Origin of the sequence: Aliihoeflea sp. 40Bstr573 (genome assembly GCF_024105655.1) — a bacterium.
GTDB lineage: Bacteria > Pseudomonadota > Alphaproteobacteria > Rhizobiales > Rhizobiaceae > Aliihoeflea.
The window spans coordinates 53,543-70,403 of sequence record NZ_JAAAMH010000010.1 but is presented as its reverse complement, the minus strand read 5'-3'; the positions used below and the strand labels follow the sequence as shown (position 1 = coordinate 70,403).

The following is a 16,861-nucleotide window of genomic DNA, read 5'->3' as shown; positions in this document are numbered from 1 at the left end:
TGGCGGCGCTCGAAATTCAACCGAATTCGGCGCCGCCGCGCATTCTTCAGGCGCCCGCCATGATCCGCTGGACCTTGGCGCAGTAGTTCGCCGAGATCGGGTTCATGCGCTTGGCGCCGTGGCCGGCATTGTATTTGAGGATCGTGCCGCAGGTCGTGCCATCGCCGACCGACTGTGCCTTAGCGAGATACTTCATGCCGAAGCGTATGTTGGTCTCCGGGTCGTAGAGCCCCTTGGCGCTTCCCGAATAGCCCATCATGCGCGCGGTGGCCGGCTTGATCTGCATCAGCCCGACCTCGCCTGCGCGGCCGGTCACGTTGGGCCGATAGTTGCTTTCCACTCGAATGACCGCATGGGCGAGCGCCGGCGGCACGCCGGTCTCGGCGGCATATTTGGCGACGATGCTGGCGAACCTGGCGTCGGTGATCGCCTCGGCCTTTGCCTTGCCGGCTTCGCTGGCCGCGATCGACCCGGTGGTCTGGGGATCGACGCCCGGCAGGCCGTTCTCGGCAGTCTGGTCGTTCTGGCTGAGGCCGGCGTGGGCCTTCATGGCGTGGAGGTCAGTATCCGCATGCGAAAAATTGGCAAAGGAAATCATTCCGGCGGCAAAGGCCGCCGCCGCAAGGGTCAGCTTCGTCATAAGTTCCTGTCGATGGTCAGCGCCGTGCCGGTTGCACGACTGGTGGTCGGGGTGGGGCCGGCGAATGCTGCCCCGGCGTCTGCACCCGCGACTTGCGGGCCGAACCGGTCGCAAAGATGACCCGACCAATCACAAAGGATTTCAGGACGTCATGAAAGAGTTCAGCGCGTGGCAAGCCCTGCCGGCAGGGCCGAGAGCAACCGGTGCAGCGTTTCGATCGTCGAACGGTCCGCGACGCCGTCGACGCGGTCCTGCCGAAAATGGCGCTGAAACGCCTCGACAACCTGCTTCGTCCGGTCGTCGAAGACCGCATTGATCTCGACCTCATAGCCGTACAGAGCGAGCATTGACTGCAATGCTTCGACCGGCTCACCCAGGTCGCCTGCGGACAGAAACCGCCCGCCCTGGACGGGTGCCGGCGCGACGAAATGACCAACCCCGGCTTCGGCGAGCGGCCCCCAGGGAAAACGTTCGCCCGGATCGACCTTGCGCCCCGGCGCGATGTCGGAATGGCCGAGCACGCGCTCGGGCGCGATCTCGTTGCGCGCGATGATGTCCCTCGAAAGTGCGATCACGGCCTCGATCTGGTCATCGGCGAAGGGCGGCAGGCCGCCGTCATGGCCCGGATTGACGATCTCGATGCCGATCGAGCAGGAGTTCATGTCGCGACAACCGCGCCAGAAGGACTGGCCCGCATGCCATGCGCGGTCCGCCTCGCGCACCATCTGCACCACGCGGCCATCCTCATGGACGATGTAGTGCGAGGAGACGGAACTCGCCGTGTCGCACAACCACGCCTCGGCGCCCTCGCCTGTGGGCATGCCGGTATAGTGAAGGATCAGGCTGTCGATCGTCAGGTTTTCGCGGCGTGGTCCGAAATTGGGGGAGACCCGCGGCTCGGCCAGGGCGTAATCCACCACGAAGCCCGTCATGCGTGCATCCGCTGCCGCTCGATCATCTCGAATGCGGCATTGATGGCTGCAAGCCGCGCCGTCGCGATCGCCACAAACTCTTCCGGCACGCCGCGCCCAATCAGCCGGTCGGGATGGTTTTCGGCAACGAGTTTGCGATAGGCCCTGCGAACCTCCTCGAAGGGCAGGTCCGGCGCCAATCCGAGCACCAGGTATGGATCGCTGTCCGCCCCGAATGTGTGCCGCGCCAGGATTCGTTCGAAATGAGGCTCATCGATTTCAAAGATTTCGGCCACGGCGGCGAGGAAGGCGAGTTCGCGCTCATGGATGTATCCATCGGCCTTTGCGATGTGGAACAGCCCGTCGAGGATGTCTTCCAGCATGGCGCAGTTCGGCTGGCCCGAACCGCAAAGCCCCGCCATCTGGCGGGCATAGGCGTCGAACCCTGCAACGTCCTGCTTTGCAAGATCATAAAGCCGCGCGACGTTTCGCGCTTCCTCTTCGGGAATTTCGAAGATTTCCTGAAAGGCGTTGACTTCGCGCGCACTGACGACGCCGTCGGCCTTGGCCATCTTTGCCGAAAGCGCGATCATCGCGATCGAGAACGAGACGCGTCGGCGCAGTTCCGGGTCGGTCGTGACAAGGGAACGGATGGCGTCGGCAAGCGACACCAGCGCGTTCGACGACACGCGTGAAACGAAATCTCCGAGGCGGAACCAGATCGACATTGATTCCGGTTCTACGAAGATTGGCGCGACTTGGCGACCCCAGATTGGAAGGGATATTCGGCTGAGCGGAAACGGGGAGAAAGAAGCGGGCATCACCCTCCCGGTTTCCCCGACGAAAAAGGGGCCGGCTAATGCCGACCCCCTTTGGAATCTTCCGAGCGGGCTACTTATTCAGCCGGTGCCGGAGCCATGCCGTCCGTGGAAGCGGGCGGCGTGGTCGTGTCGGCCGGAGCCGCAGCCGGATTCTCGGTGGTCACCGGTGCGCCCGTGTCAACGGCCGCCGGATCCTCGGCGTCGGTGCAGGCAGCAAGACCCATCAGGGCAAGACCGGAAACGGAAGCAAGAATGATCTTCTTCATTTGGATTTCTCCTTCTCTCAGTGGCGCCCGCCGTAGCAGGCGTTCGGAATAGAAATGCTCGGCCATTGAGTTCGTTTCGTAACGTTGGGTGACTCCATATTACAGCACTGTTGATCCACGCCGCTCGCCGTTGCTCCAAAGCCGAAAGCCGACTACCACCGGACACGGAACCAAGAGGAGACGGCCATGCAGGGTGAGAAGTCGGGACGCTGGGATTTCTGGATCGATCGTGGCGGCACGTTCACAGACGTCATCGGCCGCGACCCCGACGGCAATCTGCACCCGCGCAAGCTCCTCTCCGAAAACCCGGAAGCCTACCGCGATGCTGCCATCCAGGGCATCCGCGACCTGATCGGCATCGAGAAAGGCGCGCCGATCCCGGCCGGGCGCATCGGCGACATAAAGATGGGAACCACCGTCGCGACCAATGCTCTTCTCGAGCGCAAGGGCGACCGGGTGCTGCTTCTCATCACGAAGGGCTTCCGCGACGCGCTGCGCATCGCCTACCAGGCGCGGCCGGAAATCTTCGCCAAGGAGATCATCCTTCCCGAACAGCTTTATGAGCGGGTGGTGGAAGTGGAAGAACGCGTTCGCGCGGACGGAACGGTGGAGGCAAAACCCGATCTCGGCGCGGTCGAAGCGGAACTGACGAAGGCTCGCGCGGACGGCTTCGACGCTGTCGCCGTCGTCTTCATGCATTCGTGGAAGTTCCCCGCGCACGAGGAAGCCGTCGCGGGCCTCTGCGAAAAGGCCGGCTTCGGGCAGATCTCGGTCTCGAACCGCGTCTCGCCGTTGATGAAGCTCGTCGGTCGCGGTGACACGACCGTCGTCGACGCATATCTCTCGCCGATTCTGGCGCGCTACGTGGCGCAAGTGGCAGCAGAACTTGGAGCGGGACAGTCGGCGCAGAACCACGCCGCAGCCGCAAGTCCCAGATTGATGTTCATGATGTCGTCGGGTGGACTGACCGCCGCCGACAAGTTCCAGGGCAAGGACGCGCTCTTGTCCGGCCCCGCCGGCGGCGTCGTCGGCATGGTCGAGACGGCGAAGCTCGCAGGTTTCGACAAGGTCATCGGCTTCGACATGGGTGGCACCTCCACCGACGTCGCACATTATGACGGGGAATATGAACGCGCCTTCGATACGGAGGTCGCAGGCGTGCGCGTGCGCGCACCGATGATGCGCATTCACACGGTTGCTGCCGGCGGAGGCTCGATCCTGCATTTCGAGGCCGGACGCTTCCAGGTCGGCCCGGATTCGGCTGGCGCCAATCCTGGCCCGGCCTGCTACCGGCGCGGCGGCCCGCTCGCCGTCACCGACGCGAACGTGATGCTGGGCAAGCTGGTGCCGGACTATTTCCCGGCGATCTTCGGCCCCGGACAAGATGAGCCGCTCGACACGAAGGTCGTGCGGAACCGCTTCGCAGAGATGGCCGCGCAGGCTGGCGACGGTCGCACGCCCGAGGCTGTTGCAGAAGGTTTCGTGACCATCGCCGTCGAGAACATGGCGAACGCGATCAAGAAGATTTCCGTGCAGCGCGGCTACGACGTTACGGAATACCTGCTCAACTGCTTCGGCGGCGCTGGCGGCCAGCACGCCTGCCTCGTCGCCGACGCGCTCGGGATGGAGGCGGTCCTCGTCCATCCCTTCTCCGGCCTGCTCTCGGCCTATGGCATTGGCCTCTCGTCCGTCTTCGCTTCGCGCCAGCAGGCGCTGGTCAAGCCGCTCGATGACGCCTCGCGCGGTGACATCGATGCCACGATCGAGGATCTGCTCAAGGCCGTCTTCGCCGAGCTTTCCGAACAGGGCATAGGCGAGGCCGACCTGTCCTGGCGTCCGATCCTCCAGATCCGCTATGACGGGACAGACACCGCGCTTCCCGTTCCCTTCGACGGATCGCTCGAGACGGCGCGCAAGGATTTCGAGGCCGCGCACAAGGCGCAGTTCGGCTTCGTCTACGACAACAAGCCGATGGTGGTCGAGGCGATCAGCGTCGAGGGGCAGGATGCCCGCGCGGCTGGCCGCGACGAGGCGGACGTGGCGACGCATGATGCCGATGCCTCGACCGACGAGCGCCGGCGCATGTTCTGCGAGGGCGCCTGGCACGAGGCGGGCGTCTATCGCCGCGAGGGGCTTGCGCCCGGCAACCGGGTCGCCGGGCCGGCGCTGATCATCGAGAGCCACCAGACCATCGTCGTCGAGCCGGGCTGGGAGGCGCAGATCACCGCCAAGGACCATGTACTGATGCGCCGTGTGGAAAAGAAGCGGCGGCAGGCCGCGCTCGGCACGGAGGCTGATCCGGTCATGCTGGAGGTCTTCAACAACCTCTTCATGTCGATCGCGGAGCAGATGGGCGTGACGCTCCAGAACACGGCCTACTCGGTCAACATCAAGGAGCGACTTGATTTCTCCTGCGCCGTCTTCGACCGTACCGGCGCGCTCGTCGCCAACGCACCGCACATGCCCGTTCATCTGGGCTCGATGGACCGCTCTGTCGAAACGATCATTCGCCTGAACGAGGGCGACATCCACCCGGGCGACGTGTTCGCGCTGAACGCCCCCTATAATGGCGGGACGCACCTGCCGGACATCACGGTGGTGACGCCGGTGTTCGACGATGCAGGCGAGGAAATCCTGTTCTACTCGGCCTCGCGCGGCCACCATGCCGATGTCGGCGGCACGGCGCCCGGCTCGATGACCCCGCTGGCGACCACGGTCGATGAGGAAGGCGTGTTGTTCGACAATTTCCGCATCGTCGAACGGGGGCGGTTCCGTGAGACCGAACTGCACGATCTCCTGACCGACCACCCCTACCCGGCCCGCAATCCCCACCAGAACGTCGCCGACCTCAAGGCGCAGATCGCCGCCAACGAGAAGGGCGTCGCGGAACTGCGCAAGATGGTGACCCATTTCGGGCTCGACGTGGTCGAGGCCTATATGGGCCATGTGCAGGACAATGCGGCCGAAAGCGTCGCCCGCGTCCTCGAACGTCTGCCCGACGTGTCGGAATATGAGTATCCGACCGACACGGGCCAGGTGATCAAGGTGAAAATCACCATCGACCGCGACATGCGCGAGGCGACGGTCGACTTCACCGGCACCTCGCCCGTGATGAAGAACAATTTCAACGCGCCCGAACCGGTCGCGCGCGCGGCCGTGCTCTATGCATTCCGGGTCATGGTCGAGAACAACATCCCGATGAATGCGGGCTGCCTGCGGCCGATCAACATCATCATCCCCGATGGCTGCATGCTGCGGCCAAGCTATCCGGCCGCGGTCGTCGCCGGCAATGTCGAGACCTCGCAGCACGTGACAAACGCGATGTTCGGCGCAATGGGCGCGCTCGCCAATGCGCAGGGCACGATGAACAACCTGACCTTCGGCAACGCACAGTACCAGTACTACGAGACGATCTGCTCTGGCTCGCCGGCCGGGCGCATGAATGACGGGCGGGGCTTCGCCGGAACGTCGGGCGTCCACACCCACATGACGAACTCGCGTCTCACGGATCCCGAAGTGCTGGAACTGCGCTTCCCGGTCCTGCTCGAGGATTTCCACATCCGCGACGGGTCCGGCGGCACGGGCAAGTGGAACGCCGGCAATGGCACGCGGCGCACCATCCGGTTCCTGGAACAGATGGACTGCGCAATCCTGTCGTCCCACCGCTCCCACCCGCCTCGCGGCGTCGAAGGCGGCGGCGACGGCAAGGTCGGAAAGACCGAGGTGCGCCGGCTCTCGGGCGAGGTCGAAACCCTCAAGGCCTGCGACCAGACCGTGCTCGAAGCCGGCGAGGCGGTGATCGTCACGACGCCCACGCCAGGCGGATTTGGGCGGTAGGCCCTACTCCCCGGCCGCAACCAGCGCCGCAATCATCGGCGCTGGCGAATAGTCGAGGCTGGAAGGCGTGAGGCCGAGCCTGAGCACGATCAGCCTGCTCGACGGCACGATGGCCATGGACTGGCCGTCATGGCCGCGTAGCCAGTAGGTGTCGTCGGGCAATTCGGCCTGGCGCCCGCGTTCGGGGCCGGCGAGCCAAAGCTGCCCACGACCATAGGTTCCGCCGGACGCCGGGGCCGGCTCGCGCATCCAGTCGACGTAGCCGGCGGGCAGGATCCGGGTGCCGTCCCATTCTCCGCCCTGAAGCAGGAACTGGCCGAAGCGCGCCCAGTCGCGCGCGGTGGCGTAGAGATAGGACGAGCCGACGAAGGTGCCGGCCGCGTCGGTTTCCAGAACGGCGCTTTCCATACCCAGCGGCGCAAAGAGCGCGCGGCGCGGCCAGCTCAGCGCCTGCTGCTGATCGTCGAACCTGTCCTGCCAAAGACGCGACAGGATCACGCTCGTGCCGCTCGAATAGCTGAACTCGGTGCCATGCGGGTAAAGGAGCGGATTGTCGGCCGCAAAGCCCGCCATGTCGGACTCAAGATAGAGCATGCGGGTGACGTCCGCGACCGCGCCGTAATCTTCGTTGAATTCGAGCCCGCTCGACATCGCCATCAGATCGGCAACCGTAATCATGCTGCGCGCGTCTGACCAGCCGGGACGCAGCGAGGCGGCATCGCGCGGCAGCCGATCATCGAGCGTGCCCAGAATGGCGGCGGTGACGGTCTTGGTCATCGACCAGCCCAGAAGCGGCGTGTTCGCCGAAAAACCCTCGCCATAGCGCTCGCCGACGATGCGCCCGTCGCGCACGACGACGACGGCGCGCATGCCGGGACCGACCATTTCGGCGTCGTCGAGGATCGCTGCGACGGCCGGGTCCGCATCGGCAACCCCTTCGCCTTCCGGCCACGGCGCGGCGGCGTCCCGCTCGACCGGCTCCACGTGCGCCGCAGCCCCGACCGCGGGAACGCGCTCGATTTCGCCTACGGGGACGCTGGCGCAGCCAAGACCCTCGCGATGGACGGCCTGGTTGCGCCCGAAAAGGCCGAGAAGCGCAGCGGAGACGACCTCGCGTTCGCGGTCGACATCGATGTCGATGAACCCGAGCAGCGGATGCCCCGGCGCCTGCACGTCGACAGCCAGAACTTCCTGCGGGTCACGTCCGGCGATGAACACGTTCGAGCAGACAATCTTCGCCGTATAGCCGGTGCCGACGCGGATCAGGTCCGGCGGCGCCAAATAGAGCCAGCCGGCCAATGCCGCGACCGCCACGAGAAGAACGACGAGCGCGCCCTTCAGAAGCTTGACCAATAGCCGCATTCGAAACCTCCCCGCAGGCATTGCGCGGTGAATTCATCGCGTTAGCGATTGGAAAGCAAGTGTTGCCGCAAGGTCATCGCGCGCGGATCGGCCCGTTGTTAACGTGCCCTCAACCATGTGAACCCGATCTTCGACGTGAACGAATCACCGGCACAGACCGGCCAGCACCCGGATTTCCCATGCGCGCACTCATCGCAGCCCTTCTCGCCGCAACGCTCGCCGGCTGCTCCTCGACAGGACTGGACCTTGCCGCGATCGCGCCGACCGCTGCCAACGCCTCCCCCGCGGCGATGGCGGTCGATGCGCCGGTGATGGTCACCCATCCGCGCTTCGGCGACCGCAAGCCCACCGACTGGAAGGGCAAGGCGCCCTGGGCCTATGCGGTTCACGGCACGGACGTTTCGAAATACCAAAGCGAGATCGACTGGCCGAAGGCGAAATCGGCAGGCATTTCCTTCGCCTTCATCAAGGCGACGGAAGGCGGCGACAGGGTCGACGACCGGTTCCACCAGAACTGGGCCGCCACGCGCGCGAACGGCATTCCGCGCTCGGCTTACCACTTCTTCTATTTCTGCCGGCCCGCGATCGAGCAGGCACAATGGTTCATCCGCAACGTGCCTAAGGAAGCGGGCACCCTGCCCCACGTGCTCGACATGGAGTGGAACCATCTCTCCCCCTCTTGCAAGCTGCGGCCGAACTGGCAGATCGTCCATCGCGAGATGAAGGTGTTCCTAGACGCGATCGAGCGCCATTACGGCCAGCGGCCGATCATCTACACCTCGGTCGATTTCTACGAGGACAACAGGCTCGACACGTTCAAGGGCTACCACTGGTGGCTGCGCTCGGTCGCCGCGCACCCCCACGACCGCTACGAGGGCGAGAATTTCCTGTTCTGGCAGTATACGGGCACCGGCATCGTGCCCGGAAAGAATGGCGACGCCGACATCAACGTCTTCAACGGCTCGGTGCGCCAGTGGCGCGACTGGGTCGCGAAGAACACGTCGACGAGCTGACGATCAGCGGCGCGTGCGCAATTCGCATCGGCGCCAGAACTTCGCGCCCTCGCTCGCTGGCATGACGTTGAGCCCTTTCACAGGGAACCCGCCATTCCGGTAGACCCAGTTGGCGATGTCGCTCGAATGTTCGGGATCGTGGCGACGGATTCGCTCCCATTTGCGCACATTGCCGGTGACCTGGGCCCGAAAGACGCTCGCCTTGTGAAAGCCGAACGTGGCGCGCTTGGTGATGCAGACCCGCTCGCGCGCCACGTCCGCGAAGATGGCGCAGGCCGAAGCGCATTGTCCATCGATCACGACGCGCTTGCCGCTGCGGCGGATTTCCTTGGCGGCCGCAAGGAACTTGCGCACGTCGCCGCCCGGATTGTCGCGGATGATGCAGGTTTCGCCCCGGCACTTGCCGAAGACGGACTCATAGGCTGAACCGCGCGATTGCGCGTGAGATATGGAACTCGTCGCCAAGAGAGCGACGATGGCGGCCGCAATCGCCAGTGATAGCTGCATGAAAGACCCCGCAATTGGTCAAGCACATGTCCCTACGGCACCATCACGACATGGAGAGCGGATTTCTCCAATTAACTTTTATCTAGTTGAACGAAATGTGATCGTCAGTCCGCCATCGTCTCGAGGCTGGCAAAGCCTTCCGGCTCGCTGCCCTCGTCGAACGGCGTCTTCACCTCCACGAACGTGTCGGGATAAAAGCCGTTGAAACGCGTTCGCAGCGACAGCGAATAGGCGCCGATATGGCCGATCTCGATCCAGTCGCCGGTATCGACCGTTTCGGGTAGCCAGAAGGGCCGTGACAGGATGTCGACCGAATCGCAGGTCGCGCCGCACACCTTGAACGGGACGATGTTCTCCGCCTTGCCATTCCGCGAGCGAATGGCGGGATCGGGGATGAACCGGGCCGGAAGCGTGATCTTGCCGGTCCACGAATCCGACAGCGAGGCCCAGATGCCATCGTTGATGTAGAGCCGGCGACCCTTGCGAAGCAGAACGCGGACGATCAGCGAAAAGGCGCGCGCGACGATCACGCGGCCGGGCTCGGCGACGAGCGGCACATCGGAAAAGCCCCATTCGTTCAGGTCGCCGCGAAGCCGCGACATCAATTGCCCCAGCGAGGGCATGACCGGCTTCTTGCGGTTGGGGTCGTGGCCGTATTCGGCGGGAAACCCACCGCCGACGTCGAGACCGGCGATCGGCACGCCGCATCGATTGCGCACCCAGTCGGCCGAGGCGAGCGCGCGCTCGTAGGTATCGGGGTCCTCGATCTGGCTGCCTACATGGAAGCAGATGCCGACCTTGTAGCCCTGCCGGTGCAGGCGCTGCATCAGCTCCACCGCCGCGGCCGGCCAGGCGCCGAACTTTTTCGACAGTTCATAGGCCGCGCTGCCCTTGGTCTGGATGCGCACGAAGACGGTGATCTGGCCGGGATCAATGTCGAGCGCCCGCACGACGCGCGTCACCTTGGTGATCTCGTCCTCATGATCGAGCGAGATGACGCGGATGCCGTACGTCTCGAGCGCCAGCCGGATATCGGACTGCGCCTTGACCGGGTGCATGTAGAGCATCTCCGCATTCGGCGCGACGCCGCGCACGGCGGCGAATTCGGCCGGAGAGGCCACGTCGAAGGCGTCGACGCCGATTTCCGAGAGCGCCTTCAGCACCATCGGCTCGCCATTGGTCTTGACGGCATAGGCGGTCTTGCCGGGAAACATGCCCATGAACTCGCGCGCATCGGCCTTCAGCACCTCGGGGCGGAAGCAATAGACCGGATCGTCAGGACGAAGGGAGAGCGCGGCTTCACGCGCATTGTCGAACTTCTGCATGGAATCTCCTGCGGACTGGGCGCGACACTAACGCACGAGAATGACAGATAGTACCGAAAGCCGAGGCAAAGCGGTTGATAAGCTGGCCCACCGTTTTCGGGTGGCGAGCCTTCGCGGCGGGGCGTAGGGAGCGGAGCGAAAGGATTTCCGCAATGACCACCGCCGCGATTCCCGCCCCGACCTACATGTCCATGCGAGACTGGGTAATGCTGGTCCTGCTTGGCCTGTTGTGGGGCGGCTCGTTTTTTTTCGCCCGCATCGCCGTGCAGGAGATTTCCCCGCTCGTCCTGGTGCTGCTGCGCGTTGCGATCGCGGCAGCGGCGCTGCATGTCTATCTGGCGGCGCGCGGCCCCTCCTTCGCAGCCGCATTGCCGATGGCGGGCGCCTTCTTCGGGCTCGCCATGCTCAACAACGTCATCCCCTTCTCGCTGATGTTCCTCGGCCAGACGGAACTGGGAGCCGGCCTTGCCTCGGTTCTGAACGCGACGACACCGTTCTGGACCGTTATTCTGGCCAATGCCTTCACCGATGACGAGAAGCTGACGAGCCGCAAACTCGCCGGGATCGGCCTTGGCATCGCGGGAACGGCGGTGATGATCGGTCCTGGCCTCCTCGCAGGGCTCGGCGGACCGGTCTGGGCAAAATTCGCGCTCGTCGGGACCGCGATGTCATACGGATGCGCGGCTATCTTTGCGCGCCGATTCCGGGCCCTCCCCCCGCCGGTCGTCGCGACCGGCCAGTTGACCGCGTCGACGATCATCATGGTTCCGGTCGTGCTCGTGACGGGAGGCCTCGGCATGCTTGGCGACGTATCGATCGACGCATGGGCGTCCGTGATCGCCCTGGCGCTCGTATCGACCGCGATTGCCTACATCCTCTTCTTCTCCCTGATCGCCTCCGCCGGCGCGACCAACGCCTCGCTGGTGACGCTGATCGTGCCCGTCTTCGCAATCCTGCTCGGCGCGCTCTTCCTGTCCGAACGGCTCGCCCTTTTCGAACTGGCGGGCATGGCGCTCATCGGTTCGGGCCTCGTCGTCATCGACGGGCGCCTGCTCCGGCCGCGGGCATAGGTCGAAACGGCACAATCTCGACGCATGCCCGTCTCATTTATGAACAGGACGTTAAGTTCGGATTGTCCAGCAAAATGAAAGGGATGGAAGGTCCGTTGGGTCGCATTTTCTACAAACGTGTCGCATTGCAGCAATATTTCTTCTTGCTTGAAAAAGGAACTCGCCTAGATTCCGTCATTGCGAAGTCTGTAGAGGAGGCACCGCATATGGGACTGGCCCGGCCTATCAATGCATTGATGATTTGTGCTGCGTTTGCGTTCATCGGCGCCTTGGTCATGGGCATCGTCGTCTGACGACGAAGCCTGTAAAGACCGATCAGACGAAGAGGAAAGGCCGGGTTCGCCCGGCCTTTCTGCATTTTCAGGCAGCGATGCTTGCCTGCTCGACCCGCGGGCGGATACCGATCAGATGGCAGATCGCGAAAACGAGGTCGGCGCGGTTCATCGTGTAGAAATGGAAATCGTCGACGCCGCGTTCGATCAGGTCCAACACCTGCTCGGCAGCCACCGCAGAGGCGATCAGCGCATGGGTCTGCGGGTCGTTGTCGAGACCGGCGAAACGGTCGGCCAGCCAGGCCGGCACATGCGCGCCGCAGCGGCCGGCAAAGCCAGCGACCTGTGCGAAATTGTGGATCGGCAGGATGCCCGGCACGATCGGGATGTAGATGCCCGCCCGGCGCACGCGTTCGACATAGCGTTCATAGACGTCGTTGTCGAAGAAGAACTGGGTGATGGCGCGGGTGGCCCCGGCATCGACCTTGCGCTTCAACACGTCGATATCGGTGGCGAAATCGGCGCTTTCGGGATGCTTTTCAGGATAGGCGGAGACGGAGACGTCGAACTCTCCGATGCGGCGCAGCGCCGCCACGAGCTCCGCTGTGGTCTGGTAGCCGTCGGGATGCGGGCGGTAGGCCGCGCCGACACCTTCGGCCGGATCACCGCGCAGCGCCACGAATCGGCGGACCCCAAGCTCGGCGAATTCACGGATCACGACGTCGACCTCGTCGCGGCTCGCATCGACGCAGGTCAGGTGCGCGGCGGGCGCCAATGCACTTTCCTTCGAAAGCCGCGCCAGGGCCCGCGTGGTCCGCTCCTTTGTCGAGCCGCCGGCGCCATAGGTCACCGAGACGAAATCGGGCGCAAGGGGCTCGAGGCGCTGGATCGTCTCCCACAGGCGCGCTTCCATCACGTCGTTCTTCGGCGGGAAGAATTCGAACGAAACGTTGATGCGGCTGCCGAGGTCGGAGCGGCGGGAAAACTGGATATCCTTCATCAGACGAGCGCCTTTTGCGATGGGGATTGAAAGGGAGAGGCGATTTCTATGCGCGGATCGCGCGCGATCCAGATCCTGACTGTCAGGCGCTGGTCGCCGGCCTCGCCATGCGGGACGGTTTCGCTCGCCTCCAGGTCGAGGCCGGCCTCGCCGAGCCAGTCGCTTATCTGCGCATCCGAGACGCCGAGGCGGACATGGGCATGTTCCTCGCGCAGGAAATCCAGCGCATGCGGTGCGAAATCAACGATCGCGAGCCGGCCGCCCGGACGCAGGAGACGCGCTGCCTCGCGCACCGCCAGCGCCGGCTCCTCGAGATAATGCAGCACCTGATGCATGGCGATCAGGTCGAAACTGTCACGCTCGACGGGTGGAGCGTAAAGGTCGCCAAGGCGCACCTGCGCCTGGGTAATGCCGGCCTTGTCGAGATTGGCGCGCGCGACCGACAGCATCTCGCGCGAAAGATCGATGCCGGTGGCCCGGCGATAGAGCGGCGCAAAGAGCTCCAGCATGCGGGCGGTGCCGGTTCCAAGGTCGAGCATCGACTGGAACGGCTTCTTGCCGATCAGGCGCGCAAGCGAAGCCTCGACCGCCTTGTCCGGCGCGTGCAGCGAGCGCAGGCGATCCCATTCGGCCGCGTTGGCGCTGAAATAGTCGCTGGCGCGCGCCTGCCGGCGCTGCTTGACGGCGTCGAGCCGTTCCTGGTCACGCTCGATGGTCGGGTCGGCGGCGTCGAGTCGCGCGATCATCGCCGAGAGGAAATCGCGCACCCAGTCGCTGTCCGACAGGCCGAAATAGGCCCAGGAGCCCTCCTGGTAGCGCACGATGAGGTCGGATTCGAGCAGGAGCTTGAGATGGCGAGAGACGCGCGGCTGCGACTGGCCAAGGATCTCGGTGAGGTCCGAAACGGTCAGGTCGCCCCGCGAAAGCAGGACGAGAATGCGCATGCGGCTGGATTCGGCCGCAGCCTTCAAGCTATCAACGAGCGAGGCCAGATTGATGGCAGGCGCGGACGGGGAGGCAATCATCGACGGCTCCGAAAAAGACATAAAGATATGTTTATGTATTTTGGTTGATTTGGCAAGAGTGCGAACGAGGCTTTTTGCATGAGTGGCATACGCGAAGGCGAGGAAGCCCTGCCCTTCGACCCGGCCGAGATGGAAGCGGACGGCCATATCGTCTTCATCGGGCACATCGTTTCGCCTTGGTCGAACCGGGCCGAGTGCCCCAGGAACATGGCGGCTGCGCGCGAGACCGGCCGGCCTGCGCGCGCGGTGGTCGATGAGCGATACCGCCGTGGCCTCAAGGGGCTGGACGGCGCGAGCCATGTCATCTTCCTGACCTGGCTCGCCGATGCAGGACGCAATCTCATCCTTCAGCGCCCGCGCCACCGGCCCGATGCGACGGGAACCTTTGCGCTCCGCTCGCCGGTGCGGCCGAATCCGATCGGCGTTCATGTGGTGCGGCTTCTGGGTGTCGACGAGGCGAATGGCATTCTCGATCTCGAAGCGATCGACGTCCTCGACGGCACGCCGCTACTCGACATCAAGCCCTACATCGCCTCGACCGATGCGGTGCCGGATGCCGTCGTCGCCAGGAGGGACGGCGCGTGAAGCCCTCTACCGGACGCCAGAAGGCGCTGGCCAAGGCGCTGACCGCTCTGATCCCGCTGGCGCCGTTCTCCGACGCCGAGGCGATCCGCGACGCCGCTGGCCAACGAAAGATGCGCGAACTGCCGCCCTCGATCGCGGTCTGGATCGCGACAGTCGCACATGTCCGCCACGAACACAGCGACTACGACGCGCTTCTCGACGAAGGCTACGACCGCGACTCCGCCCGGCATTTCGTCATCGACCAGATGAACGCAGTGCTGACGACGTGGCGGGCGACGAGGCTGGTGGAGGCGGATGAGGAAGGGGATTAGGCGAGATTACCGCCGGTCGGCGAAGATCACCGGGATTTCCCTGACCTGCTGCCTCACGCCCCTCACCTGTATAACCACTGCTCGGGCACCCGCACCGAGACCGCCTCGCCCGTCTCGATGACGCCCGGCTTCTCGACCCAGGCGACAAGGCCCCGCAGGCGTCGGCCGTACTTCGGGAAGGCCAGTTCGCCAGCTTGTGCGTCCGCCATCTGGGCATGCTCGGCCACGGAACGGCCAGCGAGCCGGCAGGGCACGTTCTGTCCGTCGATCTTCAGCGTAACGCCGCCCTTGAAGAACAGCATCGTTCCGGGCGGCAGCATCGAAAGACGCGGGACACCGTCGAGGACGAGATTGGCGCCGATCCATTCGGGCGCGATGCGTTCGATTTCCATGGCCTTTGCGATGGCCACCAATTCGTCGGTGGCGACGATGGACAATTGGCGCTCGTTGCACATTTCGGTGCCGCGCGCATACCAGGGCTCGCGTCCGCCGGACCGCCGCGTCTCGCCATAGTGGAAATCGCCGACAACCCCGCGAAAGTCGAGCGCGAGACTGTCGACCTGCTGCGTCACGAAATCTCGCCCCGTCGCTTTCAAGACTATGGAGGCCGTGGCGGCGAGCTTGCGCGAGGGTTGTATCTCGGGTTCGTCGTCGCGACGCTCGAACAATTCGGCCATGCTGTCTGTCTCCGTCTGGAAACGGCTAGGTGACGCAGTTCATCCGCCAAATCCAGTGAATTGGAGCGATGTTCGCATTCACGTCAGCGATGCGTCACATCATCCGCAGAAGGACGCCGCCGATCGAGTAACCGGCACCGAACGCGCACAGCAGGCCGATATCGCCCGGCTGCATGTCGCGATGGTTCTGCTCCAGTGCAATGATGGCGCCAGCCGCGGCCGTGTTGCCGAGTTCTTCCAGCACCATCGGCGCGCGGTCGTGACCGACCTCGTGGCCGAATGAAAGTTTCAGGATCATCGCGTTCATCCGGGCATTGGCCTGATGCAGCCAGAAGCGGCGGATATCCTGCGGCGTGTGACCATGCTCCTTCAGGAAATCGACGATGAAGCGATGGCCGGCCACGGTCACTTCCTTGAAGACCTTGTTGCCGACCTGCTTGATCATGTTGCCTTCCATCGGAACGGCGGACGGATCTTCGAGGCCGGCCCGGTTGAGGAAGCCGAAATTGGTACGGATGTTGTTGGAGAACTGCGTCCAGCTTCGCGTGTCGACGATCTCGAAGCGGCCGCGGCGCTCCTCCGGCCCGTCCACGCCTTCCAGGATTATCGCCGTCGAGGCGTCGCCAAAGATGAAGTGCGTCTGCCGGTCGCGGAAATTCAGGTGACCCGTGATGATCTCAGGCGTGACGACCAGGACCCGGCGCTGCGCCCCGGTCCTGACGAGGTTGAATGCCACATGAAGACCCGCGGCCGCCGAGGAACAGCCCAGGCTCATGTCGAAGGCCGCGCCCGACGTTCCGAGTTCCTTCTGGATCTCGATCGCCTGCGCCGGATAAGGCCGCTGCTGGTGCGAGGCGGCGCAGATGACCATGTCGATATCGGCCGGATCGATGCCGGCATCGGCGATCGCCTTGCGGGCCGATTTGACCCCGAACTCTGCCATCACCGAGAGCGCGTCGTCGTTGCGCTCGGGGATTCGCGGCGTCATCCGGTGGGGGTCGAGAATGCCGTCGCGGGTATGGACGTGCCGGTTCTTCACGCCCGACGCGTAGACGATGAACTCGCTGTCGGACTTTGCCAGCGGCGCCTCGCCCCGCTCGGCCCGCCGCGGGTTCTCCAGATCGACCCAGTCATTGAAGCTTTGGACCAGTTCGTCGTTGGTGATGGACTCGGTCGGAATCTCGGCTCCGATGCCACTGATGATGACGCGTTTCATTCTCGCTCATTCGCCGGTACGAG

At 64.4% G+C, this 16,861-nt stretch carries 17 protein-coding genes; 6 read left to right on the top strand and 11 right to left on the bottom strand.

Annotated elements, in window-relative coordinates:
- Positions 1-46: 46 nt before the first annotated feature.
- The 4 genes from GTK01_RS13715 to GTK01_RS13700 all read right to left on the bottom strand — a co-directional run bounded on the left by GTK01_RS13715 (position 47) and on the right by GTK01_RS13700 (position 2,638).
- Positions 47-640, bottom strand: coding sequence for a lytic transglycosylase domain-containing protein (locus GTK01_RS13715; RefSeq protein WP_252926568.1), 594 nt, complete (start codon positions 638-640; stop codon positions 47-49).
- 161 nt (positions 641-801) lie between these two features.
- Positions 802-1,572, bottom strand: a complete 771-nt coding sequence (locus GTK01_RS13710; protein WP_252926566.1) for an N-acetylmuramoyl-L-alanine amidase — start codon at positions 1,570-1,572, stop codon at positions 802-804.
- Positions 1,569-2,279 carry a DnaJ family molecular chaperone gene (locus GTK01_RS13705; protein WP_252926564.1) on the bottom strand — a complete coding sequence of 237 codons (711 nt, stop codon included), beginning with the start codon at positions 2,277-2,279 and terminating at the stop codon, positions 1,569-1,571. Before GTK01_RS13705 ends, GTK01_RS13710 begins: the two co-directional genes overlap by 4 nt.
- Positions 2,280-2,446: 167 nt before the next feature.
- The gene (locus GTK01_RS13700; RefSeq protein ID WP_252926562.1) at positions 2,447-2,638 is read right to left on the bottom strand and encodes a hypothetical protein; all 192 of its coding nucleotides are present in this window, start codon (positions 2,636-2,638) and stop codon (positions 2,447-2,449) included.
- Positions 2,639-2,824: 186 nt separating this feature from the next.
- Here GTK01_RS13700 and GTK01_RS13695 point away from each other — a divergent pair, with 186 nt between their 5' ends.
- Complete coding sequence (locus GTK01_RS13695) at positions 2,825-6,475, top strand: hydantoinase B/oxoprolinase family protein (RefSeq protein WP_252926560.1); 3,651 nt, start codon at positions 2,825-2,827, stop codon at positions 6,473-6,475.
- A 3-nt stretch (positions 6,476-6,478) separates the two neighbouring features.
- On the opposite strand, the gene GTK01_RS13690 is transcribed toward GTK01_RS13695, so the two are convergent.
- A complete protein-coding gene (locus GTK01_RS13690) occupies positions 6,479-7,837 on the bottom strand; it encodes a serine hydrolase (protein WP_252926558.1) in 1,359 nt (452 codons plus the stop codon).
- 179 nt (positions 7,838-8,016) lie between these two features.
- Here GTK01_RS13690 and GTK01_RS13685 point away from each other — a divergent pair, with 179 nt between their 5' ends.
- The gene (locus GTK01_RS13685) at positions 8,017-8,850 is read left to right on the top strand and encodes a glycoside hydrolase family 25 protein (RefSeq protein ID WP_252926556.1); all 834 of its coding nucleotides are present in this window, start codon (positions 8,017-8,019) and stop codon (positions 8,848-8,850) included.
- A gap of 3 nt (positions 8,851-8,853) precedes the next feature.
- On the opposite strand, the gene GTK01_RS13680 is transcribed toward GTK01_RS13685, so the two are convergent.
- Both GTK01_RS13680 and GTK01_RS13675 read right to left on the bottom strand, forming a co-directional pair.
- Positions 8,854-9,357 carry a hypothetical protein gene (locus GTK01_RS13680; protein ID WP_252926554.1) on the bottom strand — a complete coding sequence of 168 codons (504 nt, stop codon included), beginning with the start codon at positions 9,355-9,357 and terminating at the stop codon, positions 8,854-8,856.
- 104 nt (positions 9,358-9,461) lie between these two features.
- Positions 9,462-10,682 (bottom strand): alanine racemase, encoded by a 1,221-nt coding sequence (locus GTK01_RS13675; RefSeq protein WP_252926552.1) that lies wholly within the window; start codon positions 10,680-10,682, stop codon positions 9,462-9,464.
- Positions 10,683-10,834: 152 nt separating this feature from the next.
- Here GTK01_RS13675 and GTK01_RS13670 point away from each other — a divergent pair, with 152 nt between their 5' ends.
- Positions 10,835-11,752, top strand: a complete 918-nt coding sequence (locus GTK01_RS13670) for a DMT family transporter (RefSeq protein ID WP_252926551.1) — start codon at positions 10,835-10,837, stop codon at positions 11,750-11,752.
- Positions 11,753-11,826: 74 nt separating this feature from the next.
- Positions 11,827-12,045, top strand: a complete 219-nt coding sequence (locus tag GTK01_RS13665; protein WP_252926543.1) for a hypothetical protein — start codon at positions 11,827-11,829, stop codon at positions 12,043-12,045.
- A 67-nt stretch (positions 12,046-12,112) separates the two neighbouring features.
- On the opposite strand, the gene metF is transcribed toward GTK01_RS13665, so the two are convergent.
- Both metF and GTK01_RS13655 read right to left on the bottom strand, forming a co-directional pair.
- A complete protein-coding gene (metF, locus tag GTK01_RS13660) occupies positions 12,113-13,024 on the bottom strand; it encodes a methylenetetrahydrofolate reductase [NAD(P)H] (RefSeq protein ID WP_252926541.1) in 912 nt (303 codons plus the stop codon).
- On the bottom strand, positions 13,024-14,049 hold the full coding sequence (locus tag GTK01_RS13655) for a metalloregulator ArsR/SmtB family transcription factor (protein ID WP_252926539.1): 1,026 nt from the start codon (positions 14,047-14,049) through the stop codon (positions 13,024-13,026). The genes metF and GTK01_RS13655 overlap by 1 nt, the downstream gene beginning before the upstream one ends.
- Before the next feature lie 78 nt (positions 14,050-14,127).
- Here GTK01_RS13655 and tsaA point away from each other — a divergent pair, with 78 nt between their 5' ends.
- Positions 14,128-14,634, top strand: coding sequence for a tRNA (N6-threonylcarbamoyladenosine(37)-N6)-methyltransferase TrmO (tsaA, locus tag GTK01_RS13650; protein WP_252926537.1), 507 nt, complete (start codon positions 14,128-14,130; stop codon positions 14,632-14,634).
- Positions 14,631-14,945, top strand: coding sequence for a DUF2293 domain-containing protein (locus tag GTK01_RS13645; protein WP_252926535.1), 315 nt, complete (start codon positions 14,631-14,633; stop codon positions 14,943-14,945). Before tsaA ends, GTK01_RS13645 begins: the two co-directional genes overlap by 4 nt.
- Before the next feature lie 62 nt (positions 14,946-15,007).
- On the opposite strand, the gene GTK01_RS13640 is transcribed toward GTK01_RS13645, so the two are convergent.
- Positions 15,008-15,622 (bottom strand): MOSC domain-containing protein, encoded by a 615-nt coding sequence (locus GTK01_RS13640; RefSeq protein ID WP_252926533.1) that lies wholly within the window; start codon positions 15,620-15,622, stop codon positions 15,008-15,010.
- A gap of 94 nt (positions 15,623-15,716) precedes the next feature.
- Positions 15,717-16,838, bottom strand: a complete 1,122-nt coding sequence (locus GTK01_RS13635; RefSeq protein WP_252926531.1) for a beta-ketoacyl-ACP synthase III — start codon at positions 16,836-16,838, stop codon at positions 15,717-15,719.
- Between the last annotated feature and the right edge of the window lie 23 nt (positions 16,839-16,861).